Raw genomic sequence first — 23,415 nt, forward strand, 5'->3', positions numbered from 1 at the left:
CCGGTGCGGTTCAGTCCTCGTGCCCCAGCTGGAGGTCCCGCTCGGTGCGTCCGCCTCCGGCCACCTGGAGGACGGTGGCGACGGGCGGGTAGCCGGCGGCGATGACGGTGTACTCGCCGGTGGACAGGTCGACGAAGCGGAACGTGCCGTCGGGGCCGGTGGTGAGGGTTTCGACGACGTTGCCCGCCACGTCCAGCAGGGTCACCCGGGCGTCCTCCACGGGCCGTCCGCCGCCCGCCCGGACGGTGCCGCGCAGCACGGCGCCCCCGGCCAGCTCGATGTCCCGGCGGGTCTCGCGGGCGGCCTGGACGGTGACGGGGAGCGCGGCCGGGCGGAAGGCGGGCGCGCTGGCGGCGAGGGTGTACTCGCCGGCCACCAGCTCGGTGATGACGTAGCCGCCCTCGCGGCCGCTGCGGGTGGTGGCGACGACTTCGCCGTGCGCGTTGGTGAGGGTGACGGTGGCGTCCCGCACGGGTGTGCCGTCGGCGGTGACCACGCTGCCGACGAGGTTCCCGGCGCCGCCGAGGACGATGTCGAGTTCGACGGGGCGTTCGCCGACGGTGACGGAGACCGCCTGCGGCTGGTGGCCGCCCGCGGCGGCGATCAGCACGTACGAGCCCGGGCCCGGGGTGGCCAGCGCGTAGCGTCCGTCCTCGCCGCTCGCGCCGCGCCCGGTCTGCCGGCCGGTGACGTCGATGAGCGTGAGCGCCGCGCGGGGCACGACGGTCCCGTCGTGGTGCTGCACCGAGCCGCAGACGGGCACTCCGGCGGTGTGCGCGCCGCGCGCCTGCGGGATCGGGGCGTTCCCCGGCGCCGTGTCCGGGTCGGTGACGGAGGCGTTGTGGGACACCAGGGGTTTCTCCTTGAGGAAGAAGGCGATGACCAGTCCGAGGACGAGCACCGGCACCAGGTAGAGGAAGATCCGCGGCATGGTGTCGGCGTACGCCCGGATGTAGCCGTCGCGCAGGGCCGGGGGCAGGGAGTGCACCAGCTGCGGGGTGAGGGACTCCGGGTCGGGCAGCGGGGTCCCGGCACGCGTCGGCAGGCGGTCGGCCAGGGCGTCGGTGAGCCGTTCGGCGAGGAGGGCGCCGAAGACGGCGGCTCCGACGCTGCCGCCGATCTGCCGGAAGTAGTTGTTGGCGCTGGTGGCCGTACCGAGGTCGGCGGGGCGCACGGAGTTCTGAACGGCGAGGATCAGCACCGGCATCACCATGCCGATGCCGGCGCCGAGGACGGCCATCCAGACGCTGTAGTGCAGGCGGGGCGTGCCCACCTCCAGGCGGGACAGCAGCCACATGCCGACGACGGAGAGGGCGCCGCCGAGGATCGGGTAGACCTTGTAGCGGCCGGTGTGGCTGATGAGCTGTCCGGCGATGACCGAGGCGCCGACGATGCCGGCCATCATCGGCAGCATGAGCAGGCCCGACTCGGTGGCGGAGACCCCGTCGACCATCTGCAGGTAGGTCGGCAGGTAGCTGGCGGCGCCGAACAGTCCGACGCCGGTCACCAGGCCGACCAGGCCGGTGATGTTGAAGACGGAGTCCCGGAACAGCCGCAGCGGCATGAGGGGTTCGGCGGCGAAGCGCTCGACGACGAGGAAGAGGACGGTCGCCGCGGCCGCTCCGGCGCCGAGGCCGAGGATCGTGCGCGAGTCCCAGGCGTACTCCGTGCCGCCCCAACTCGTGAGCAGGAGCAGGCAGGTGGAGGCGGCGGTCAGCAGCAGCGCGCCGAGGATGTCCAGCCGGGCCCTGACGGCCGGTTTCGGGAGTTTCAGCGCGACGGCGACGACGGCGAGGGTGAGCAGGCCGAAGGGCACGTTGACGTAGAAGCACCAGCGCCAGGAGAGGTGGTCCGTGAAGTAGCCGCCGAGCAGGGGCCCGGCCACGGAGGCGAGGCCGAAGGCGGCGCCGATCAGGCCCATGTACCGGCCGCGCTGCCGGGGCGGCACGATGTCGGCGATGATCGCCTGCACCCCGATCATGAGGCCGCCCGCGCCGACGCCTTGCAGGGCGCGGAACGCGATCAGCTGGTCCATGGTCTGCGCCCGGCCCGCGAGCGCGGAGCCGGCGACGAAGACGACGATGGCGAACTGGAAGACGCCCTTGCGGCCGAGGAGGTCGCCGAGCTTGCCGTAGATGGGCAGCCCGACGGTGGCGGTGAGCAGGTAGGCCGTGATCGCCCAGGACATCCGGTCCAGGCCGTGCAGCTCACCGACGATCTTCGGGAGGGCGGTGGCGACGATCATCTGCTCCAGGGCGGCCAGGAGCAGGGCCGACAGGAGCGCGAGGAAGACCAGCCGCACCCGCCGCGGGCTCAGCCGGGCGGCCTCGGTCGGGGGTGGTGGGGGGCTGTCGGGGGGTGCTGCCGCCGGTTCGTCCTGCGCCAGAGTGATACCGCCCACCTACCGCTCCCCTCGTCGCGCTGCCGCACAATTACCGCGTAAAAGCGACAACTACGAGCAAGCGCGACGAGTTACGGCACGGGAGCGAGCCGTACGGAGATCACCCGAACCGGTGAGGGGCACAACGGCCCCCGGGGGTCGGGACCTTGGGAGCGGCTACTTCTCGACCTCGGCGGCGAGCCGGGCGAGCACCGCGTCATAGATCCGGCCGAGACCCTTGGGCGCGAACGTCTTCTCGAAGAAGCCGCCGATGCCGCCGGCGCCGGTCCAGGTGGTGGTCACGACGACGCGGGACTTGCCCTCCCCGGCCGGGGTGACCCGCCAGGTGGTGACCATGGACGAGTTGCGGTCCTTCTCGACCAGCTCGCCGTCGGTGGGCTCGCTGACCTCCAGGAGGCAGTCGCGCACGCGCTTGCTGGTGGCCTGGAGCCGCCAGTGGACGAGGGTGCCCTCGCCGTCGCCGCCCTCCCGGACCTCGTACTCGCTGAACTGCTCGGGCAGCAGCTTCGCGCGGGTGCCGCTGTAGTCGGCGAGGGCGTCGAACACCGTCTCCGCGTCCGCCGCGACGATCCGCTCCGTAGTGGCTTCGACCTGCGCCATCGCTTTCCTCCAGGACATGGTTGCTCGGGGGTCGGGGCAAGCCAACCACCCCGCCGCCCGGCGCCCCAAATCGGGGTCGCCCAACCCGGTCGAACACGTTCGGAAAACACCCCCGCACGATCAAGGGAACATGTGTTCTATTCTGTGGGCAGTGCTACCGAGGAGGCGTCATGCGCTGGGAGAACCTCACAGTGGACTCCGAACACAGCCGGGCCGATGCCGCGCTGTTCGGCGCGGACGCGGTGACGACCCGCACCTTCGACACGCCGGAGTTCGCCGGGATCACGTTCCACGAGATCCGGGCCCGTTCGATCATCAACCGGGTGCCGGCGGTCTCACGGATGTCGTTCCAGTGGACGGTCAATCCCTACCGGGGCTGCACGCACGCGTGCGTGTACTGCTTCGCGCGCAAGACGCACAGCTACCTCGACCTCGACACGGGCCTCGGCTTCGACAGCCAGATCGTCGTCAAGATCAACGCACCCGAGCTGCTGCGCCGGCAGCTCGGCTCGCGCCGCTGGCAGGGCGAGCACATCGCGATGGGCACGAACGTCGACTGCTACCAGCGCGCCGAGGGCCGCTACCGCCTCATGCCGGGCATCATCTCGGCCCTGCGCGACCACGCCAACCCCTTCTCGATCCTGACCAAGGGCACGCTCATCCTGCGCGACCTGGACCTGATCCGGCAGGCCGCCGAGGTGACCGACGTGGGCATCTCCGTCTCGGTGGGCTTCACCGACCAGGAGCTGTGGCGCACCGTCGAGCCGGGCACGCCCGCGCCCGAGCGGCGCCTGGAGGTCGTGCGGACCTTCGGCGAGCACGGCATCGGCTGCGGGGTGCTGATGGCGCCGGTGATCCCGTTCCTGAGCGACCGGCCGGACCAACTGCGGGCCACCGTACGGGCGATCGCGGCCTCCGGCGCCACGTCCGTCACGCCCCTGGTGCTGCACCTGCGGCCCGGCGCCCGCGAGTGGTTCATGACCTGGCTGGGGCAGCACCACCCGTACCTGGTGCCCCGCTACGAGCGGCTGTACGCGGAGGGCTCCTACGCCCCGAAGTGGTACCAGCGCCGGATCACCCGTCAGGTGCACAAACTGGCCGAGGAGTACGGCATCGGGCCCACGCGCGCGGGGATGCCGCGGCGGATCCGGCCCCCCGAGCCGGCGGAGGAGCCCCCGGTGTCCGGGCCGACCCAACTCTCGCTCATTTAGGAGCATACGAGCGCTTCCAAAGATCCAATTGGGTCATGAGTTTGACGGAATGAGTTCTTCCGGGACCGCTTTCCGGGACGATGCGGCGAGGACGGTGACCCTCGCGGCCCGACATCCCGCCGTCCTGGGAGGACTCCATGAGAAAACGCGCAGCCGCGCTGTGCGGCGCCGCCGTCGTCATGGCCGGGACCTTCACGGCCGTTCCCGCCGAGGCGAGCGCACCGAGCACCGCCAACTCCGCGCACACCGCGAAGCTCACCTGGAAGAACTGCGCCACCGACAGCTACCCGACGCTGCAGTGCGCGTCCCTGAAGGTGCCGCTGGACCACCGCAGGCCGCACGGCGAGCAGATCACCCTCGCCCTGTCGCGCGTCCCGCACACCGCCGAGACCTACCAGGGCCCGCTCCTCGTCAACCCGGGCGGTCCCGGCGGCAGCGGTCTGACGCTCGCCGGGTTCGTCGCGTCCGCGCTGCCGAAGGAGGTCGCGGCCCAGTACGACGTCATCGGCTTCGACCCGCGCGGCGTGGGAAAGAGCGAGCCCGCCCTCGACTGCGAGCCGGGCCACTTCGACCCGGTGCGCCCCGACTCTCTGCCGTCCACACCCGCGATCGAGAAGGCCAACCTCGACCGCGCCAAGTCCTTCGCCGCCGCCTGCGGCGAGAAGTACGGGCACCTGCTGCCGTACGTCAACACCACGAGCGCCGTGCGCGACATGGACGCCGTCCGGCGGGCCCTGGGCGCGGAGAAGATCAACTACTTCGGCTACTCCTACGGCACCTACCTCGGCGCGGTCTACGCCAGGTTCTTCCCGGAGCGGGTCCGGCGGCTGGTCCTGGACTCGGTCGTCGACCCCACGGACGTGTGGTACGAGGCCAACCTCAACCAGGACGTGGCCTTCGACGACCGCCACCGCGCCTTCCTCGCCTGGGTCGCCGAGCACGACGCGGCGTACCGGCTGGGCACCGACCCGGAGAAGATCGAGGCCAAGTGGTACGCGATGCGGTCCGCCCTCGCGAAGAAACCGGCGGGCGGCACGGTGGGCGCCTCGGAACTGGAGGACACCTTCATCCCGGGCGGCTACTACAACGGCTACTGGCCGGACCTGGCAGAGGCGTTCGCCGCGTACGTCAACGACAAGGACCCCGAGCCGCTGGTCGAGGCGTACGAGGACTTCGGCGCGGTGGACGCCTCCGGTGACAACGGCTACAGCATCTACACCTCGGTGCAGTGCCGGGACGCCGGCTGGCCGCGCGACTGGCGGCAGTGGCGCAAGGACAACTGGGCGGTGTACGCGAAGGCGCCGTTCATGACCTGGAACAACGCCTGGTACAACGCGCCGTGCGCGTTCTGGCCGGTGGACTCGCTGCGCCCGGTGAACGTCGCCAACGGCAAGCTGCCGCCCGTGCTGCTGTTCCAGGCGACCGGCGACGCGGCCACTCCGTACCAGGGCGCCGTCACCATGCACCACCTGCTGGCCCGTTCCAGCCTGGTGGTCGAGGAGGGCGGCGGCAACCACGGCATCACGCTGAGCGGCAACGCCTGCCTGGACGAGCACCTGGCGGCGTACCTGACCGACGGCACCGTGCCGCGCGGGTACGGCGAGGCGGACGCGGTGTGCGAGGCGCTGCCGGACCCGAAGCCGGCGGCGTCGGCCGGGGCCTCGGCGAAGACGGGATCGGCCACCGCGAAGGGCTCGACGCTGCACGGCCTGCTCGGCTTCCGCGGCTGAGAGGTTGAGCGGTCGAGCGGCTGAGCGGTTGACGGACCGTCCGGTGGGGGCGGGCACTGTCAGTCCCATGGTCCACCATGGACCCATGAGCGAGCTGACGAGCATCCCCGCCCCCGCCGGGGCGACCTTCGACGGCGTCGTCAAACGCACCGCCGGCGCCGAGCACATACCCGACGACCGGCTGCCGGCCGTGTCGGCGGTGCGGGTCGCCGGGCTGGTGCGCCCCGCGTTCCTCATGGAGGTAGAGGCGTTCGCGGTGGTGGCGCCGTGACTGGGCTCCGGATACGGGAGATGGCGCTCACCGACTGCGACCGGGTCGCGGAGATCCGGGTCCGCGGCTGGCAGCACGCGTACCGGGGCATGATCCCGCAGTCGTACCTCGACGGCCTCAGCGTCGCGGAGGACGCCGAGCGGCGCCGTACGCGCCTCGCCCGGGCCGAGGGCGGTGTGGTGAACCTGGTCGCTGAGGACGCGGGCGGCGAGGTCGTCGGCTGGGCCTGCCACGGGCCGTACCGGGAGGGCGAAGTCCTCACGGAGGACGCCGAGTTGTACGCCATCTACGTCCACCCTGACCATGTCGGCCGGGGAGCGGGTCAGGCGCTGCTCGCGGAGTCCGTCTCGCGCTGCGCCGCCGCGGGCCCCGGCCGTCTCCTGCTGTGGGTGCTCAAGGAGAACGCCCGGGCCCGCCGCTTCTACGAGCGGTCCGGCTTCCGGCCGGACGGCGCCGAGGAGCCCTTCGAGGTGGCGGGCGTCGCGGTGCCGGAGGTGCGCTACAGCAGGGCCCTCTGACTCACCGTGGCGGGCGCCGCCGTGCCCGAGGTGCGCTACAGCAGGGCCCTCTGACCTCACCTCTGCCGGGGGATCCGCCCCAGCGCCCGCACCGCCGCCTCGGCCAGCGCCGGGTGCGCCAGTGCCTCGTTCAGCACGGGCCTGGCCCTGCGGTCCCCCAGCGTGCCCAGCCCGTCCACACAGGCGAGGGCCACGCGGCGGTACGGGTCGTGCGGGCGCAGCCGCCGCTGGAGGGTGGTGATCAGCGCGGGCACGGCCTCCGGGGCGCGCAGCTCGACCAGGAGGCGGACGGGGTGCAGGGCGTAGGCGACGCGCAGTTCGTTGGTGGCGAGGGCGGCGGCCGCGCGGGCGGTGCGGGGGTCGCCGAGGCGGGCGAGGGCGTGGGCCGCGGAGGCGCAGCGCGGTGGGTCACGGTGGTTGAGCAGCAGCACCAGGGCTTCGAAGGCCCGCCGGTCCCCCGCGAGCCCCAGCCGGAACGCGGCCAGCTCCCGCGCCCAGAGCGGCTGCCCGGGTTCGGTCAGCACCGCCGCCAGGGCGTCGAGGTCGTCGGTCGCCACGAGCCGCTCGAACGCGGGTGCCGCCCCCGACTCCTGCCGCAAGCGCTCCGTGAGTGATCGCAACTCTTCGTCCATGACACCCTTGGCATACCCCCGCGATGCGTCACTCACAACCGATGGACTTCAGTTCCCGTGAGAGCACCGGATGCTCGATCAGGCCGAAATGATCCATTTCGGTGATATTGAAGGAGATCTCATCGGCTCGGGCGCTGTGGCGCTGCACGGCGGCCTGCATTCCGGGCAGATGTTCTTTGTAGTCGGCGGAGAGCACGACGTGGACCGCGTCCGAGATCTCGGCAACGCGCGAAACGCGCACACCGAACTGGTCGTATCCGACAGGGTCCCAGTAATGAATCATATCGTCCGCCAACTGACGGACCTGACCGAAATCTTTCGCCGCGATTCTGCTCGCATAGGTGCAAAGTGATCGAAAACCATTGAGATCCGGAGCGAGATCGACCAGTTTCTTCAGGACAGGCAGCGGATCACGGCGGTCGGCCGAGGCGAACAGCCGGGAGATGGTCATCGTCGACCGGTTGGCATTGGGGTCGAGCAGCAGCGCGCCGGCGAGCGGCGGACGCCAGCGGCCGGAAACGCCCGTCCAGTACTCCGCCAACTGGAGCACCAGGTCGGCCCCGAGGGAGAAGCCGACCAGGACGATCCGCTTGTCCGGATGGTCGTGACCGATCTGCTCCACCAGGCCGGCCACCATCTCCACATGCCTGCGCACCGGCACCGGAGGGAGCTGATCGGTGTCCCAGGGGGCGTAGCCGGCGAGGTTGACCGCGATGCCGTGCGTATCGTGCGACTCCAGATACCACTGGTAATCCGTGGCATCCAAACCCAGTCCGTGGAAGAACACACTCACGGTGCGGGAATCGGCCACACGTTCCAAGTAGGTCAGCTGTCCGAAATGCTTGTTCGTCAGGCTGGCTGGAGGAGAAACGGTTGCCATGGAATCGGCCACTCTCTTGATGGGGCGGGTGATGAACGCGCTGCCGGGAGACCTCAGACCATAGTTCAGTACCCGGTTCCGAAGGGCAGGAATCGGATTTTCCGCCCGAGTGGTTCTCCCCTTCGCGCTTCAGCTTCTCCCCACACGGGTAGAAAAGGATCCGACCTGAGAGATACCTGTGCGACTCACCCGCGTCAGTTCCATGCGGGGGCAATGGAACATCACGATCCATTTACGTCGGACGATCCAACGGGCCAGGGGGGCGTGCTTCATTGGAAGGTACGTTGAGCGAGTCGGAAGCGGCTCGGCTGATCTTTGATCACTCACTGTCCCGGGACCGGGTGGGGCGCATCGGGGTGGAGCTCGAGTGGTTCGTCCTCCCCGTGGACGACCCCACGCGCCGACCGGTCCGCGACGAGCTGGCGTACCTCGGCCGCCTCGCCGAGGCACCGTTGCCCCGCAAGGGCCGTATCTCCTGGGAACCCGGCGGGCAACTGGAGCTGAGCGGCGTGCCGCACGACTCGCTGGGCGAGTGCGTCGAGGCCGTCGCCGCCGACCTCGCCGTCCTGCGGACACGCGCGCGCTCGGCCGGAATGCGGCTGCTGGGCGGAGGACTGGACACCCGTCCGCCCCACTTCACCGTGGCGTTGCCGCGTTACCAGGCCCTGCGGCGCTACTACGCGCACTTCGGCAGCCAAGGCGACACGCTGCTGTGCAACACCGCGTCCGTACAGGTGAACGTGGACGCGGGTGACGGCTCCGACGGATGGCGCGGACGGTCCAGGCGCTGGCTGATCACGAACTCCCTGGGGCCGGTGCTGATGGCCATGTTCGCGAATTCACCGGTGTCATCGGGCCGGGACGGGTGGGAGGAGACCGTGCTGTCCGGCCGCCAGTTGCTGCGCCTTCAGACGGACCGTTTCCGCAGCGGGCCGCTCCCCCGGGGCGGGGACCCGCGCGACGCGTGGACCCGCTACGCGCTGGACGCGGGGGTGGTGGCCATTCGCCGTTCCGCGTGGCCGCGCCCCGGGGACGCGCACCCGCCGGCGGTGTGGACGGCGGCGCCTGACGGAATGTCCCTCAGAGCGTGGTTACGGGGAGCGGGACCGCGAGAGGTGCGGGCCGATGACGTCTTCCACCACTTGAAGTCCCTGGTGCCACCCGTGCGGGCCTGCGGGCACCTGGAGTTGCGCATGATCGACGCCCAGCACGCCGACGACTGGGTGGTGCCCGTCGCCGTGGTCGCGGCCCTCCTGGACGACGAACCGACCTCCGACGCGGCCGCGGCCCTCATCGCCGCACGCTCCCTGGCCCCCGGCCCGCAGGACTGGATCGACGCGGCGCGGCAGGGCGTGGCGAACCCGTCTCTGGCCGACCTCGCGAGGTCGGTCATGGCCCTGGCGCTGTCCGGACTTGAGCGGCTCGGTGTGTCCCCTGCCCTGTACCACCGGGTGGAACGTTTCGCGGAAACCTACACATTGCGCGGGTTCGCGCCCGCCCACCTGCGGTGTGCGCACCGCCCAGCGGTCGCCTCACCCCTGACCGCGAAGGAGTGACCAGGCTTGATATCCGCCCGCAAGGAGTCACTGCGCGAGGCCCTGGCCGACATGTGCCACCACCAGCAGGGCAATCACGGGTGGTCCGCCTTCCACGAGTGTCTGCGCGAGGTGGCCGCGTCCGGGAGATCGGCAGGGCTTGACCGGTTGTTGTCCGCGCTGTGGCGCAGGCGGCCGGACATCAGTGACGCTCACGCCATCACTCTGCTGGGCATCGCGGTGCGGCACCTCGTCACGCACGACGGCAGGCACACGGAGGCACTCGACACCGAACTGCCGCTCGCCCGCCGGGTCCCGGCTCTCGCCCGTCTGCTGGAAGAACGGTGCGACGCCCTCGCGCATCTGATGGACCGCCATTCGAACTCCTACACCGGCGCGCGGCGCTTCCTGCTTCCGCAACTGGTCATCGGGGCCTTCGTCGCGTCGCGGAGTGTCCGACGGGTCCGCCTGCTCGACCTGGGCACCAGCATCGGCCTGCTCCCCCGGCAGCTGAACAACGAGGTGATCTTCAGCCGATTCGCCGGGGACCTCCGCTGGCATCCGGCCGCGCCCCCCTTCCGCCGCATCCCCTTGGAGTTGGCGTGCGGCGTCGACCGGCCCCCGCTGCCCACGCTGGACTGGGTGCGCACGTGTCACGGCCCCTCCGACTACTACGAGCAGCGGTTCGAGGAGGTCCTGTGGTCCCTGGACCAGTCGAAGGCGGCGGAGCAGGAGGTGCTGCTGCGACCTCTCGACATCCTGGACCGGGCAGGACTCGCCGACATCCTGACATCCCTCCGCATCAACGTGGTCACCTGCAACTTCGTCCTCTATCAGTACGGCGACGAGATCAAGCGGCGGCTGGTCGACACCGTCATGAGCGCACTGGACGCCCCTGGTCTGATGCTGGTCATGGAGCCCAGCCACGCGCTCGCCCGCATGGGATGCACCGTCCAGGCCTATCTGGACGGCAGCACAGAGCCACTGCACGTCGCCGACGTCTCCGACGCGCATTTCCTGGGGGAAGTCACCCTGCGCGCCGGTATGGACGTCCTGGCCGGCCCGTGATCGGCGGGGGAGAATCGGAATGATCAACAACTCACTGATGGTGGAGAAGGCGGCCGCGTTCGTGGGCCGGCACAAGGCGGCGGTGACGCTGACGGGAGGAGTGCTGGGTGCCGCCCTGGGCATCTACAGCGACGAGGCGCGGGCGGTGATCGCCTGGACGTGGAGTCATGTCATCGCCGGCGGCACTCTGGTGACCCTGGCCGTCGCGGGCGTCTTCTCCCTGGCGTGGTGGGCCCGGGGCCTCACCGAGCGGCGCCGCGAGCTGCGGCGCGAGGTCGTCCGGCAGTTCTTCGACATCCATGCGGACGACTTCGAGGAGGACCTGCCGTCGGACAACGCCGTCATCGGCAGGCAGCTCTGGTATCTGGAGCGCACCACCGAGTCCTCCGACCTCGTGGTCCTGCTGCACGGCCTCGGGCTGGACGCGGACGACTTCCGCCCGTTCATGAACGTGGCCCGCCAGCACACGGCCGCCATCACGCTGTTCGGGCACAACGTCGAGGAGGCCAGGGACAATCGGTACCGTCCGATCGGCATGGCGCTCCACGCCGACCTCATCAGCGGCGCCATCAACAACCTGCAACGGCAGTACCCGTACAAGCGGTTGACGCTCGTGGGGTTCTCCGTCGGGTGCGACATGCTGTTCCAGCTGGCCGAGCTGTGGCGCGACCACCCGGAGCGACAGCCGAAGATCAGATCGATGCTGCTCCTGGACCCGAACATCAACCACTCCACGATGGTCATCTCGGGCAAAGTCGCCCGTCTCAACCCGGAGCAGCCGCTGGCCGAACTGAAGCGCATCGCACAGGTGCCGGAGGAACTCGTGGAGTTCCAGAACTTCTGCGAGTACCTGCACAAGATCAGCGGCAAGGACCTGTGCCAGGTCCAACGGTACGCGGCCGACTTATGGGCCTACTGGGAGCCGGACGGCCAGTACGAGCTGTTCTTCCAGCGGCTCGAACGCGTCAGGGCCATCAGCGACACGACGCGGGTCTTCTTCTCGATGCACTTCGAGCAGCGTTTCAACGACGTCGTCGCCCGGGCCCGGCAGCGAGGCATCCGGCAGGTTTTCGACCTGCGCAGGGTGGACCACTTCGAGTTCTGCCAGGACGCGTTCCTCAAGCGGGAGATCGGCGCGCTGCTGCGCGCCTGACGAGGGAGGCGTACGCCACACAACGGGGACTGGCGTGCTCGTTACCCGCCGGTTAAGCTCAGACGAGCGAGTTACCCACTCGCCTTCCTCGCGGCGGTCTGGTGACGCGGCCACCGCGGGAGCAGTCGGTTCGGTGCCTCAGGTACCGCAGTACGGCTCGGCCCCGGGACAGGGCCGGTCGGAACGGCCGTTCCCCTCCGGGCGTGTGCACGCCCCGTGGAGACGGCACCGGGCGTGTGCGCTCAGCAGCCCGGCCCAACACCCGCGCTTCTCACGCACCCGGTGCGCCCGGGGTCCGGCTTCCGCCGGGCCGCCCTCGGCGCACCCGGGCGGCGTTCCCCGTCGTCACCCTCATCCTGGAGTCCCGCGATGGCCACTCCCCTTTCCGACCCGTCCCTGTCCCCGCTGCGGACCGTCGCCGTCGTCGGCCTCGGCACGATGGGCACCGGCATCGCCGAGGTCCTCGCCAAGGCCGGCCGCGAGGTCGTCGGCATCGACATCAGCGAGGCCCAGGCCGCGAAGTGCGTCGCCGCCCTGGAGGCCTCCACGGCCCGTGGCGTGGAGCGCGGCCGGCTGACCGAGCAGGACCGCGCCGAGATCCTCGCCCGCGTCCGCACCTCCGCCGACCTGCGGGCCGCGGCCGACGCCGACCTGGTCATCGAGGTGGCGCCGGAGTCGTACGAGGTCAAGCAGCAGATCTTCCGGGAGCTCGACGGGATCGTGCGCCCCGGGACCATCCTGGCGACCGGCACCAACGCGCTGTCCGTCACGCGGCTGGCCGCCGACTCGGCGCGTCCGGAGCGGGTGCTGGGCCTGCACTTCTTCAACCCGGCCCCGGCGATGAAGCTGGTCGAGGTCGTCTCCTCGGTGCTGACCGCGCCGGCGGCCGTCACGGCGGTCACCAACCTCGCCCTCGACCTGGGCAAGGAGCCCGTCGCGGTCGGCGACCGCCCCGGCTTCGTCGCCGACGGCCTGCTGTTCGGCTACCTCAACCAGGCCGCCGCGATGTACGAGGCGAAGTACGCCTCCCGCGAGGACATCGACGCCGCGATGCGGCTGGGCTGCGGTCTGCCCATGGGCCCGCTGGCGCTGCTCGACCTGATCGGCGTCGACACCGCCCGCACGGTCCTGGAGGCCATGTACGCCGCCTCCCGTGACCGGCTGCACGCCCCCGCGCCCATCCTCAAGCAGCTCAGCGAGGCGGGCCTGACCGGCCGCAAGGCGGGGCGCGGCTTCTACACGTACGAAGCGCCGGGCAGCGGCACGGTGGTGCCGGACGCGCTCACCCCGCAGGAGGGCGGTGACGCGGTCGCCGGCCGCACGGTCCGCTCGGTCGGTGTCGCGGGCTCCGGCACCATGGCCTCCGGGATCGCCGAGGTCTTCGCCAAGGCCGGGTACGAGGTCGTGCTGGCCGCCCGCAGCGAGGAGAAGGCGCAGGCCGCCAAGGCCCGGATCGGCAAGTCCCTGGCCCGCTCGGTCGACAAGGGCCGGATGACCGCCGAGGCCGCCGCCGGGACCCTGGACCGCATCACGGCCACGGGCACGTACGACGACTTCGCCGACGTCGACCTGGCCCTGGAGGCGGTCGCCGAGGACCTGGAGGTCAAGCGGCAGCTGTTCGCCGCGCTGGACAAGGTCTGCAAGCCCGGCGCGATCCTGGCCACCACCACCTCGTCCCTGCCGGTCGTCGCCTGCGCCCGGGCCACCTCGCGCCCGCAGGACGTCATCGGGATGCACTTCTTCAACCCGGCACCGGCCATGAAGCTGGTCGAGGTCGTCCGCACGGTGCTGACCGCCGACGACGTCCACGCCACGGTCCGCGAGGTCTGCGGCAGGATCAGGAAGCACGCCGTCGACTGCGGGGACCGCGCCGGTTTCATCGTGAACGCGCTGCTGTTCCCGTACCTCAACAACGCGATCAAGATGGTCCAGGAGCACTACGCCTCGCTGGACGACATCGACGCGGCGATGAAGCTGGGCGGCGGTTACCCGATGGGCCCGTTCGAGCTGCTGGACGTCGTCGGGCTCGACGTCTCGCTCGCCATCGAGAAGGTGCTGCACCGCGAGTTCCGCGACCCGGGCCTCGCCCCGGCGCCGCTGCTGGAGCACCTGGTGGCCGCGGGCTGCCTCGGCCGCAAGACCGGCCGTGGCTTCCGCGAATATGCCAAGCGCTGAGCGTCCCGGCGACTGGTTCCGGTCCGGCTCCGAGTGGGGCGGCCTGCTCGGCCCGGACCGGTTCCCGCCCCCCTCCGGCGGGGGCGGGGAACCGGCATCCCGCGGGGGCGGAGGACCAGCTCATGCGCACCGAGCTGCGCACATGCAGTACGTTCAGGGCATGTCCCAGCCCGCCAAGTCCTCACGTACACCAGCTACGACCGACGCGCCGGAGAGTGCCGCGGGGTCCCGTGCCGCCGCCCAGCGGCTCAAGATGCGCCGGGAACTGGCGGCCGCCGCGATGGAGCTGTTCGCGACCAAGGGGTACGAGGCGACCACCGTCGACGAGATCGCGGCCCAGGCCGGGGTCGCCCGCCGCACTTTCTTCCGCCACTTCCGCTCCAAGGAAGAGGCGATCTTCCCCGACCACGACGACACCCTGATCCGCGCCGAGGCGGTGCTCAACGCCGCGCCGGCGCACGAGCATCCGCTCGACACGGTGTGCCGCGGCATCAAGGAAGTCATGAGGATGTACGCGGCCCGGCCGGAGATCTCGGTCGCCCGCTACAAGCTGACGCGCGAGGTGCCCACCCTGCGCGAGGCGGAGATCGCGTCGGTGGCCCGCTACGAGCGCCTCTTCACCCGCTACCTGCTCGGCCACTTCGACGAGCGCGCGCACGCCGACGACGCCAACGACGACCCGCTGCTCGCCGAGGTCGCCGCGTCGGCCGTGGTCACCGCCCACAACCACGTGCTGCGGCGCTGGCTCAGGGCCGGCGGGCAGGGGGACGTCGAGGCGCAGCTCGACCACGCCTTCGCGATCGTGCGCAAGACGTTCGGCACCGGCATCGGCGCCGGACGCTCCGCGGAGCCCCAGCCGGCGGCGGCCACGGCCTCGGCGCAGGGCGAGGTGCTGGTCACGGTCGCCCGCACGGACGCACCGCTGGACGAGGTCATGCGGACGATCGAGCAGGCGCTCAAGGAGCGCTGAGCGCCCCAGCGGCACTGTGATGACGGCCACCCCACGGGGTGGCCGTTTTGGCATGTCAGGGGCCGTTTTACAGCCCCTTGACGGCCCCATTCGATCGATCATCGCTCGTTTGTTACGTAAAGATTTCATCTGAGAGCAAGTTCTGGCACTCAGTGCCTTGCGGGGTGACACGCGGTGTCATACGTTGAAGAGGTCCGGGCGACGTCCCAGCGGGCCCCGCGCCCGTCCGCCCCGGACGCCTGCGTCACAGGCAACCTCCCGCGCCACCAGCGCTGCCGAACAGCACCACCGCCGAACCGACGGCACACCCTCAACCCTCAGCAGCACCGACGTAACCATCGGCGCCCCTCCCTCAGGGCGCTCACCGCCGGAGGCAACACCGTGACCGTGAAGGACATCCTGGCCGCGATCCAGTCGCCCGACTCCACGTCGGAGGACTTCGCCGCCCTCCCGCTCCCCGAGTCGTACCGCGCGATCACCGTGCACAAGGACGAGACGGAGATGTTCGCCGGGCTCGCCACGCGCGACAAGGACCCCCGCAAGTCGATCCACCTGGACGAGGTGCCGCTGCCCGAGCTCGGCCCGGGCGAGGCCCTGGTGGCCGTCATGGCCTCCTCGGTCAACTACAACTCGGTGTGGACGTCGATCTTCGAGCCGCTGTCGACCTTCGGCTTCCTGGAGCGCTACGGCCGCACCAGCGACCTGGCCAAGCGCCACGACCTGCCGTACCACATCATCGGCTCCGACCTCGCGGGCGTCGTCCTGCGCACCGGCCCCGGCGTCAACGCCTGGCGGCCCGGTGACGAGGTCGTCGCGCACTGCCTCTCCGTCGAGCTGGAGTCCAGCGACGGCCACAACGACACGATGCTCGACCCCGAGCAGCGCATCTGGGGCTTCGAGACCAACTTCGGCGGCCTCGCCGAGATCGCGCTGGTCAAGTCCAACCAGCTGATGCCGAAGCCGGACCACCTCAGCTGGGAGGAGGCCGCCGCTCCGGGCCTGGTCAACTCCACCGCCTACCGGCAGCTGGTCTCCCGCAACGGCGCCGCCATGAAGCAGGGCGACAACGTGCTGATCTGGGGCGCGAGCGGTGGCCTCGGCTCGTACGCCACCCAGTTCGCCCTCGCCGGCGGCGCCAACCCGATCTGTGTCGTCTCCTCGCCGCAGAAGGCGGAGATCTGCCGGTCCATGGGCGCCGAGGCGATCATCGACCGCAACGCCGAGGGCTACAAGTTCTGGAAGGACGAGAACACCCAGGACCCGAAGGAGTGGAAGCGCTTCGGCAAGCGCATCCGCGAGCTCACCGGCGGCGAGGACATCGACATCGTCTTCGAGCACCCCGGCCGCGAGACCTTCGGCGCGTCGGTCTTCGTCACCCGCAAGGGCGGCACCATCACCACCTGCGCCTCCACCTCGGGCTACATGCACGAGTACGACAACCGCTACCTGTGGATGTCGCTGAAGCGGATCATCGGCTCGCACTTCGCCAACTACCGCGAGGCCTGGGAGGCCAACCGGCTCATCGCGAAGGGCAAGATCCACCCGACCCTCTCCAAGGTGTACTCACTGGAGGACACCGGCCAGGCCGCCTACGACGTGCACCGCAACCTGCACCAGGGCAAGGTCGGCGTGCTGTGCATGGCCCCCGAGGAGGGCCTGGGCGTGCGCGACGAGGCCAAGCGCGCCCAGCACATCGACGCCATCAACCGCTTCCGCAACATCTGAGACACCCGGGGTCATAGATGACTGAGCGTCAGCCCGCCGAAGGCAGGCGGGAGAAGGACCGGCCGTGGCTCATGCGCACGTACGCCGGTCACTCCACGGCCGAGGCGTCCAACGAGCTGTACCGGCGCAACCTCGCCAAGGGCCAGACGGGTCTGTCGGTGGCGTTCGACCTGCCGACGCAGACCGGCTACGACTCCGACCACATCCTCGCCCGCGGCGAGGTGGGCCGGGTCGGCGTGCCGATCGCGCACGTCGGTGACATGCGCCGGCTGTTCCAGGACATCCCCCTGGAGCAGATGAACACCTCGATGACCATCAACGCCACGGCCATGTGGCTGCTGGCGCTCTACCAGGTCGTCGCCGAGGAGCAGGGCGCCGACATCACCAAGCTCCAGGGCACGACCCAGAACGACATCGTCAAGGAGTACCTGTCCCGGGGGACGCACGTCTTCCCCCCGGGGCCCTCCCTCCGCCTGACGACGGACATGATCGCGTACACGGTCTCCCACATCCCCAAGTGGAACCCGATCAACATCTGCAGCTACCACCTGCAGGAGGCGGGCGCCACGCCGGTCCAGGAGATCGCGTACGCGATGTCCACCGCGATCGCCGTGCTCGACGCCGTGCGCGACTCCGGCCAGGTGCCGCAGGAGCGCATGGGCGATGTCGTCGGCCGCATCTCCTTCTTCGTGAACGCGGGCGTCCGCTTCATCGAGGAGATGTGCAAGATGCGCGCGTTCGGCCGCATCTGGGACAAGGTCACGCGTGAGCGCTACGGCATCGAGAACCCCAAGCACCGCCGCTTCCGCTACGGCGTCCAGGTCAACTCCCTGGGCCTGACGGAGGCCCAGCCGGAGAACAACGTCCAGCGGATCGTGCTGGAGATGCTGGCCGTCACCCTCTCCAAGGACGCCCGCGCACGTGCCGTGCAGCTGCCCGCCTGGAACGAGGCCCTGGGCCTCCCCCGCCCCTGGGACCAGCAGTGGTCGCTGCGCATCCAGCAGGTGCTGGCGTACGAGAGCGACCTGCTGGAGTACGAGGACATCTTCGAGGGCTCGAAGGTGATCGAGGCGAAGGTGGACGGCCTGGTCGAGGCGGCGCTCGCCGAGATGGGCCGCATCGAGGAGATGGGCGGCGCGATGGCCGCCGTCGAGTCCGGCTACCTCAAGTCGCAGCTGGTCGCCTCGCACGCCGAGCGCCGGGGCCGGATCGAGTCCGGCCAGGAGAAGATCGTCGGCGTCAACATCTTCGAAGGCACCGAGCCGAACCCGCTCACCGCCGACCTGGACACCGCGATCCAGACCGTGGACCCGGAGGTCGAGGCCCGGGTCATCGACGCGCTCCAGCAGTGGCGCGACAGCCGCTACCAGCCGCCCTTCAACCACCCGCGGCCCTGCAAGGCCCTGGAGCGGCTGAAGGAAGCGGCCCGCGGCACGGAGAACCTCATGGAGGCCACCCTGGAGTGCGCCCGCGCCGGGGCGACGACCGGCGAGTGGGCCGGGGCCCTGCGCGAGGTGTTCGGCGAGTTCCGGGCACCCACGGGCGTCTCCTCCGCGCCGGTGGCCGTCCCCGTCGAGGAGGGCAGCACGCTCGCCCTGGTGCGCCGCAAGGTGGAACTGACGGCCAAGGACCTGGGTGTCGGCAAGCTGCGCTTCCTGGTCGGCAAGCCGGGCCTGGACGGACACTCCAACGGCGCCGAGCAGATCGCGGTCCGCGCCCGGGACGCCGGCTTCGAGGTGGTCTACCAGGGCATCCGGCTGACGCCCGAACAGATCGTGGACGCGGCCCTCGCCGAGGACGTGCACGCGGTCGGCCTGTCCATCCTGTCCGGCTCGCACGCGCAACTCGTGCCGGACGTCCTCGAACGGCTCCGTGTGGCCGGTGCCACAGATATACCGGTGATCGCCGGTGGCATCATCCCGAACGGTGATGCCGAGCAGCTCAGGGCAGCCGGAGTGGCCGCGGTCTTCACCCCGAAGGACTTCGACATCACCGGAATCATCGGCCGCATCGTCGACGAGATCCGGAAAGCGAACCAGCTCGACCCCCTGGAGGTCCCCGCATGACCACGGTCAACCGCCTTCGCCCCCGGCGTTCCTGCCTGGCGGTACCGGGCTCGAACCCGCGCTTCCTGGAGAAGGCCCAGGGCCTCCCGGCCGACCAGGTCTTCCTCGACCTGGAGGACGCCTGCGCCCCGCTCGCCAAGCCCGAGGCGCGGCACACCATCGTGAAGTTCCTCAACGAGGGCGACTGGACGGGCAAGACGCGGGTCGTGCGCGTCAACGACTGGACGACCGAGTGGACGTACCGCGACGTCGTCACGGTCGTCGAGGGCGCCGGCCAGAACCTCGACTGCATCATGCTGCCGAAGGTCCAGGACGCCCAGCAGATCGTCGCCCTCGACCTGCTGCTGACGCAGATCGAGAAGACCATGGGCTTCGAGGTCGGCAAGATCGGCATCGAGGCGCAGATCGAGAACGCGCAGGGCCTGAACAACGTCAACGAGATCGCGCAGGCCTCCCAGCGCGTGGAGACGATCATCTTCGGCCCGGCCGACTTCATGGCCTCCATCAACATGAAGTCGCTGGTCGTGGGCGAGCAGCCGCCCGGCTACCCGGCGGACGCCTACCACTACATCCTGATGAAGATCCTGATGGCCGCCCGCGCCAACAACCTCCAGGCGATCGACGGCCCCTACCTGCAGATCCGCAACATCGACGGCTACCGCGAGGTCGCCCAGCGCGCCGCCGCGCTCGGCTTCGACGGCAAGTGGGTGCTGCACCCGGGCCAGGTCGAGGCGTCCAACGAGATCTTCTCGCCGTCGCAGGAGGACTACGACCACGCCGAGCTGATCCTGGACGCGTACGACTACTACACCTCCGAGGCGGGCGGCAAGAAGGGCTCGGCGATGCTCGGCGACGAGATGATCGACGAGGCCAGCCGCAAGATGGCGCTGGTCATCTCCGGCAAGGGGCGTGCGGCCGGCATGCAGCGCACCAGCAAGTTCGAGATCCCGGAGGCCTGAGCGCGATGCAGTTCGGACGCACCTACGAGGAGTTCGAGGTCGGGGCGACGTACAAGCACTGGCCGGGCAAGACGGTCACGGAGTACGACGACCACCTGTTCTGTCTCCTCACGATGAACCACCACCCGCTCCACATGGACACGAACTATGCGGAGAAGACGACGGACTTCGGCAAGAACGTCGTCGTGGGCAACTACATCTACTCGCTGCTGCTCGGCATGAGCGTGCCGGACATCTCCGGCAAGGCGATCGCCAACCTGGAGATCGAGTCGCTCAAGCACGTGGCGCCGACCTTCCACGGCGACACGATCTACGGCCAGACGACCGTGCTCGACAAGTGGCCGTCGAAGTCGAAGAACGACCGCGGCATCGTCCACGTCGAGACCAAGGGCTACAAGCAGGACGGCACGCTGGTCTGCGTGTTCCGCCGCAAGGTGATGGTGCCGACCGAGACGTACATCAAGGAGCGCGGCGGCGAGCAGCCCGGCCGCCCCGAGCTCAAGGAGCAGGAGAAGTAGCCATGGCGCGACTCGCCCAGACCGCCGGTCTGACGGACGTCCAGCAGGAGATCCTGTCCACCGTCCGGGACTTCGTGGACAAGGAGATCATTCCGGTCGCCACGGAGCTGGAGCACCGCGACGAGTACCCGCAAGCGATCGTCGACGGGCTGAAGGAATTGGGCCTGTTCGGCCTGATGATCCCCGAGGAGTACGGGGGCCTGGGCGAGTCGCTCCTGACCTACGCGCTGTGCGTGGAGGAGATCGCCCGCGGGTGGATGTCGGTGTCCGGCATCATCAACACCCACTTCATCGTGGCGTACATGCTCAAGCAGCACGGCACGCAGGAGCAGAAGGACCACTTCCTGCCGAGGATGGCGGCCGGCGACATCCGCGGCGCGTTCTCGATGTCGGAGCCGGGCCTCGGCTCGGACGTCTCGGCGATCACGTCGAAGGCGGTGAAGGACGGCGAGGAGTACGTCCTGAACGGCCAGAAGATGTGGCTCACGAACGGCGGAACGTCCTCTCTGGTGGCCGTTCTGGTGCGAAGTGACGAAGGTCACCCCGAGGGCACCGCGCCCCACAAGTCGATGACGACCTTCCTCGTGGAGAAGGAGCCCGGCTTCGGCGAGGTCCGGCCCGGTCTCACCATCCCCGGCAAGATCGACAAGATGGGGTACAAGGGGGTCGACACCACCGAACTCATCATGGATGGCCTGCGGATTCCTGCGGATCGTGTGCTCGGCGGCGTCACCGGCCGTGGTTTCTATCAGATGATGGACGGCGTCGAGGTCGGCCGCGTGAACGTCGCGGCGCGTGGCTGCGGTGTCGCTCAGCGTGCGTTCGAACTGGGCGTCCAGTACGCGCAGCAGCGTCACACCTTCGGGAAGCCGATCGCCCAGCACCAGGCGATCCAGTTCAAGCTGGCCGAGATGGCTACCAAGGTCGAGGCCGCCCATGCGATGATGGTGAACGCAGCTCGCAAAAAGGACTCCGGGGAGCGAAACGACCTCGAGGCTGGGATGGCGAAGTACCTCGCCTCCGAGTACTGCAAGGAGGTCGTCGAAGACGCCTTCCGGATCCACGGCGGCTACGGCTTCTCCAAGGAGTACGAGATCGAACGCCTCTACCGTGAGGCGCCGATGCTGCTCATCGGTGAAGGTACCGCCGAGATCCAGAAAATGATCATCGGCAGGCGGCTGCTCGAAGAGTATCGATTCCAGGGCTAGATGTCCGGATACGGGGTGTTTTCTTGGAGAAGAAGATCACACCCCGTCAGCACTCTTCGGCCGCCGACTCGGCTGCCTGGCTTACCCAGTTAGGGCCCCGAGCCGCTACGATCGCCGGAAAGCCGCCGTCCCCCGTCAGAGTGCGGCATCATCCGCTACGAAGGTCATCCATGCCCCACAGCCAAACCTCTGCACCTCGCGACAGCCGGGCCGGCGTACGCCTCGCGCGCGGAGCATCGCCGTGGCTCCTTCCGACCGTCGCCACCGCAGCCCTCAGCCTGGCCCGGGCCCGCCGCTCCGGCGCCGCCAAGGCCGTCGCCGTTCCCGCCACCGCGCTCGCGGCGGGAATGCTGTGGTTCTTCCGCGACCCCGAGCGCGAGATCGCCCAGGGCCGGGTCATCTCGCCCGCCGACGGTGTGGTGCAGAGCATCATGCCGTGGAAGGACGGCCGCACCCGCGTCGCGATCTTCATGAGCCCGCTCAACGTCCACGTCAACCGCGCCCCGCTGGCCGGCACGGTGACGTCGGTCGAGCACATCCCCGGTGGCTTCGTTCCCGCCTTCAACAAGGAGAGCGAGAACAACGAGCGCGTCGTCTGGCACTTCGACACCGAGCTCGGCGACATCGAGATGATCCAGATCGCCGGCGCGGTCGCCCGCCGCATCGTTCCCTACGTGCCCGAGGGCACGAAGGTCGAGCAGGGCGAGCGGATCGGCCTGATCCGCTTCGGCTCGCGGGTCGACCTCTACCTGCCCGAGGGCGTGGAGGTCGCGGTCGAGGTGGGGCAGAAGACCGTGGCTGGGGTGACTCGCATTGACCGTGATTGATCCTGATACCAAGGCCGGCTGGGTCCCGGACGCCGACGAGGTCGACGAAGAGGAGGAGATGCCCCTCTCTCTGCGCCTGTCGATAGCGGACACCCTGACGCTCGGCAACGCCACGTGCGGCTTCATGGCGGTGTACTTCACCACCACCGGCATCCTGATCCCGCACCTCACGGGCAGCCAGGAGACCGGCATGGCCCGCCACAGCGCGGCCACGGCGGTCATCCTGATGCTCTGCGCGGCGGTCTTCGACCTGTTCGACGGCCTGGTGGCGCGCAAGCTGCGCTCCTCCCCCATGGGCGCCGAGCTGGACAACCTCTCCGACCTGATCAGCTTCGGGCTGGCGCCGGCGTACTTCGTGCTCGTGTACGGCATGGTCGCGGACGACGCGCACCAGCGGGTGGCGGCGGTCGGGGCGATCGTCGTCCTGCTGGCGGTGGTGCTCCGGCTTGCGCGGTTCTCCTGCGTCACGGTCAAGGACGGCACCTTCCAGGGCATGCCGTCGCCGTTCGGCGCGTTGACGGTGGTGTCCATCGTGCTGCTGGAGCTGCCCTTCGTGGCGACGCTGCTGGCGATCCTGGGGACGGCATGGCTCATGGTGTCCCGTGTGGAATACCCCAAACCCCGCGGTCGACTCGCGGTGGCGATGCTCTCGTGGATCGTGCTGAGCATGGGGCTGCTGGCGGCCTGGGCGTTCGACGCGCCGAGCGGGCAGCTGCTGCTCCAGACGGGATGCGCGCTGCAGCTGGTCATGGGGGCGGTGATCCCGCTGTTCGCGACGGCCCGACGGGTGAACAACTTCCGTGACAACCGGCGGGAGGCGCGGGCGGCGCAGCTGCCGTAACGCGCACGCGTACGACGACGAAGGCCCCGAGCCCTGGAAGATCTCGGTCTTGACCTGCTCGTTCTCGACGACGGCCTCGATCACCAGGTCACGGTCGGCGAACTCGCCGAGGTCCGTGGTGAAGCTC

Annotated in this window: 20 protein-coding genes and 1 pseudogene; 16 read left to right on the forward strand and 5 right to left on the reverse strand. The window is 69.8% G+C overall.

Annotated elements, in window-relative coordinates:
• Positions 1-10: 10 nt before the first annotated feature.
• Positions 11-2,401 (reverse strand): MFS transporter, encoded by a 2,391-nt coding sequence (locus ABZ948_RS25895; protein WP_359763326.1) that lies wholly within the window; start codon positions 2,399-2,401, stop codon positions 11-13.
• 156 nt (positions 2,402-2,557) lie between these two features.
• On the reverse strand, positions 2,558-3,001 hold the full coding sequence (locus ABZ948_RS25900; protein ID WP_031118247.1) for an SRPBCC family protein: 444 nt from the start codon (positions 2,999-3,001) through the stop codon (positions 2,558-2,560).
• Positions 3,002-3,171: 170 nt separating this feature from the next.
• Here ABZ948_RS25900 and ABZ948_RS25905 point away from each other — a divergent pair, with 170 nt between their 5' ends.
• The 4 genes from ABZ948_RS25905 to ABZ948_RS25920 all read left to right on the forward strand — a co-directional run bounded on the left by ABZ948_RS25905 (position 3,172) and on the right by ABZ948_RS25920 (position 6,731).
• Positions 3,172-4,212, forward strand: coding sequence for an Rv2578c family radical SAM protein (locus ABZ948_RS25905; protein WP_359763328.1), 1,041 nt, complete (start codon positions 3,172-3,174; stop codon positions 4,210-4,212).
• Between the two features lie 137 nt (positions 4,213-4,349).
• On the forward strand, positions 4,350-5,942 hold the full coding sequence (locus ABZ948_RS25910) for an alpha/beta hydrolase (protein ID WP_359763330.1): 1,593 nt from the start codon (positions 4,350-4,352) through the stop codon (positions 5,940-5,942).
• A gap of 85 nt (positions 5,943-6,027) precedes the next feature.
• Positions 6,028-6,213, forward strand: a complete 186-nt coding sequence (locus tag ABZ948_RS25915) for a RidA family protein (RefSeq protein WP_435857599.1) — start codon at positions 6,028-6,030, stop codon at positions 6,211-6,213.
• 20 nt (positions 6,214-6,233) lie between these two features.
• A complete protein-coding gene (locus tag ABZ948_RS25920) occupies positions 6,234-6,731 on the forward strand; it encodes a GNAT family N-acetyltransferase (protein ID WP_359763358.1) in 498 nt (165 codons plus the stop codon).
• Positions 6,732-6,787: 56 nt separating this feature from the next.
• Here ABZ948_RS25920 and ABZ948_RS25925 read toward each other — a convergent pair whose 3' ends face one another.
• Positions 6,788-7,363, reverse strand: a complete 576-nt coding sequence (locus tag ABZ948_RS25925; protein ID WP_359763332.1) for an adenylosuccinate lyase — start codon at positions 7,361-7,363, stop codon at positions 6,788-6,790.
• Between the two features lie 28 nt (positions 7,364-7,391).
• Complete coding sequence (locus tag ABZ948_RS25930; RefSeq protein ID WP_359763334.1) at positions 7,392-8,255, reverse strand: alpha/beta fold hydrolase; 864 nt, start codon at positions 8,253-8,255, stop codon at positions 7,392-7,394.
• Positions 8,256-8,527: 272 nt separating this feature from the next.
• On the opposite strand from ABZ948_RS25930, the gene ABZ948_RS25935 reads away from it, so the two are divergent.
• From ABZ948_RS25935 to pssA, 12 genes are all read left to right on the forward strand, one after another.
• The gene (locus tag ABZ948_RS25935; protein WP_359763335.1) at positions 8,528-9,799 is read left to right on the forward strand and encodes a glutamate-cysteine ligase family protein; all 1,272 of its coding nucleotides are present in this window, start codon (positions 8,528-8,530) and stop codon (positions 9,797-9,799) included.
• Between the two features lie 6 nt (positions 9,800-9,805).
• Positions 9,806-10,846: a hypothetical protein gene (locus tag ABZ948_RS25940; protein WP_359763337.1), complete on the forward strand. Its 1,041-nt coding sequence runs from the start codon at positions 9,806-9,808 to the stop codon at positions 10,844-10,846.
• A 19-nt stretch (positions 10,847-10,865) separates the two neighbouring features.
• A complete protein-coding gene (locus tag ABZ948_RS25945; protein WP_359763339.1) occupies positions 10,866-11,999 on the forward strand; it encodes an alpha/beta fold hydrolase in 1,134 nt (377 codons plus the stop codon).
• A 369-nt stretch (positions 12,000-12,368) separates the two neighbouring features.
• Positions 12,369-14,174, forward strand: coding sequence for a 3-hydroxyacyl-CoA dehydrogenase family protein (locus ABZ948_RS25950; protein WP_359763341.1), 1,806 nt, complete (start codon positions 12,369-12,371; stop codon positions 14,172-14,174).
• A 160-nt stretch (positions 14,175-14,334) separates the two neighbouring features.
• A complete protein-coding gene (locus tag ABZ948_RS25955; protein ID WP_359763343.1) occupies positions 14,335-15,144 on the forward strand; it encodes a TetR family transcriptional regulator in 810 nt (269 codons plus the stop codon).
• 381 nt (positions 15,145-15,525) lie between these two features.
• A complete protein-coding gene (gene ccrA / locus ABZ948_RS25960; protein ID WP_359763344.1) occupies positions 15,526-16,869 on the forward strand; it encodes a crotonyl-CoA carboxylase/reductase in 1,344 nt (447 codons plus the stop codon).
• Positions 16,870-16,886: 17 nt separating this feature from the next.
• Complete coding sequence (locus tag ABZ948_RS25965) at positions 16,887-18,935, forward strand: protein meaA (RefSeq protein ID WP_359763346.1); 2,049 nt, start codon at positions 16,887-16,889, stop codon at positions 18,933-18,935.
• The gene (locus ABZ948_RS25970) at positions 18,932-19,894 is read left to right on the forward strand and encodes an HpcH/HpaI aldolase/citrate lyase family protein (protein WP_193503427.1); all 963 of its coding nucleotides are present in this window, start codon (positions 18,932-18,934) and stop codon (positions 19,892-19,894) included. Before ABZ948_RS25965 ends, ABZ948_RS25970 begins: the two co-directional genes overlap by 4 nt.
• Before the next feature lie 5 nt (positions 19,895-19,899).
• Positions 19,900-20,412, forward strand: a complete 513-nt coding sequence (locus tag ABZ948_RS25975) for a MaoC family dehydratase (RefSeq protein ID WP_016431745.1) — start codon at positions 19,900-19,902, stop codon at positions 20,410-20,412.
• 2 nt (positions 20,413-20,414) lie between these two features.
• Positions 20,415-21,620: an acyl-CoA dehydrogenase family protein gene (locus ABZ948_RS25980; protein WP_062930086.1), complete on the forward strand. Its 1,206-nt coding sequence runs from the start codon at positions 20,415-20,417 to the stop codon at positions 21,618-21,620.
• Between the two features lie 170 nt (positions 21,621-21,790).
• Positions 21,791-22,447: a phosphatidylserine decarboxylase gene (locus tag ABZ948_RS25985; RefSeq protein ID WP_114256304.1), complete on the forward strand. Its 657-nt coding sequence runs from the start codon at positions 21,791-21,793 to the stop codon at positions 22,445-22,447.
• A 58-nt stretch (positions 22,448-22,505) separates the two neighbouring features.
• Positions 22,506-23,288, forward strand: a complete 783-nt coding sequence (gene pssA, locus ABZ948_RS25990) for a CDP-diacylglycerol--serine O-phosphatidyltransferase (RefSeq protein ID WP_050810223.1) — start codon at positions 22,506-22,508, stop codon at positions 23,286-23,288.
• Between the two features lie 33 nt (positions 23,289-23,321).
• On the opposite strand, the pseudogene ABZ948_RS25995 reads toward pssA, so the two are convergent.
• Positions 23,322-23,415: pseudogene (locus tag ABZ948_RS25995) on the reverse strand (3-hydroxyacyl-CoA dehydrogenase NAD-binding domain-containing protein); the annotation flags it as partial.

This window comes from Streptomyces olindensis (assembly GCF_040645895.1).
Lineage (GTDB): Bacteria > Actinomycetota > Actinomycetes > Streptomycetales > Streptomycetaceae > Streptomyces > Streptomyces olindensis.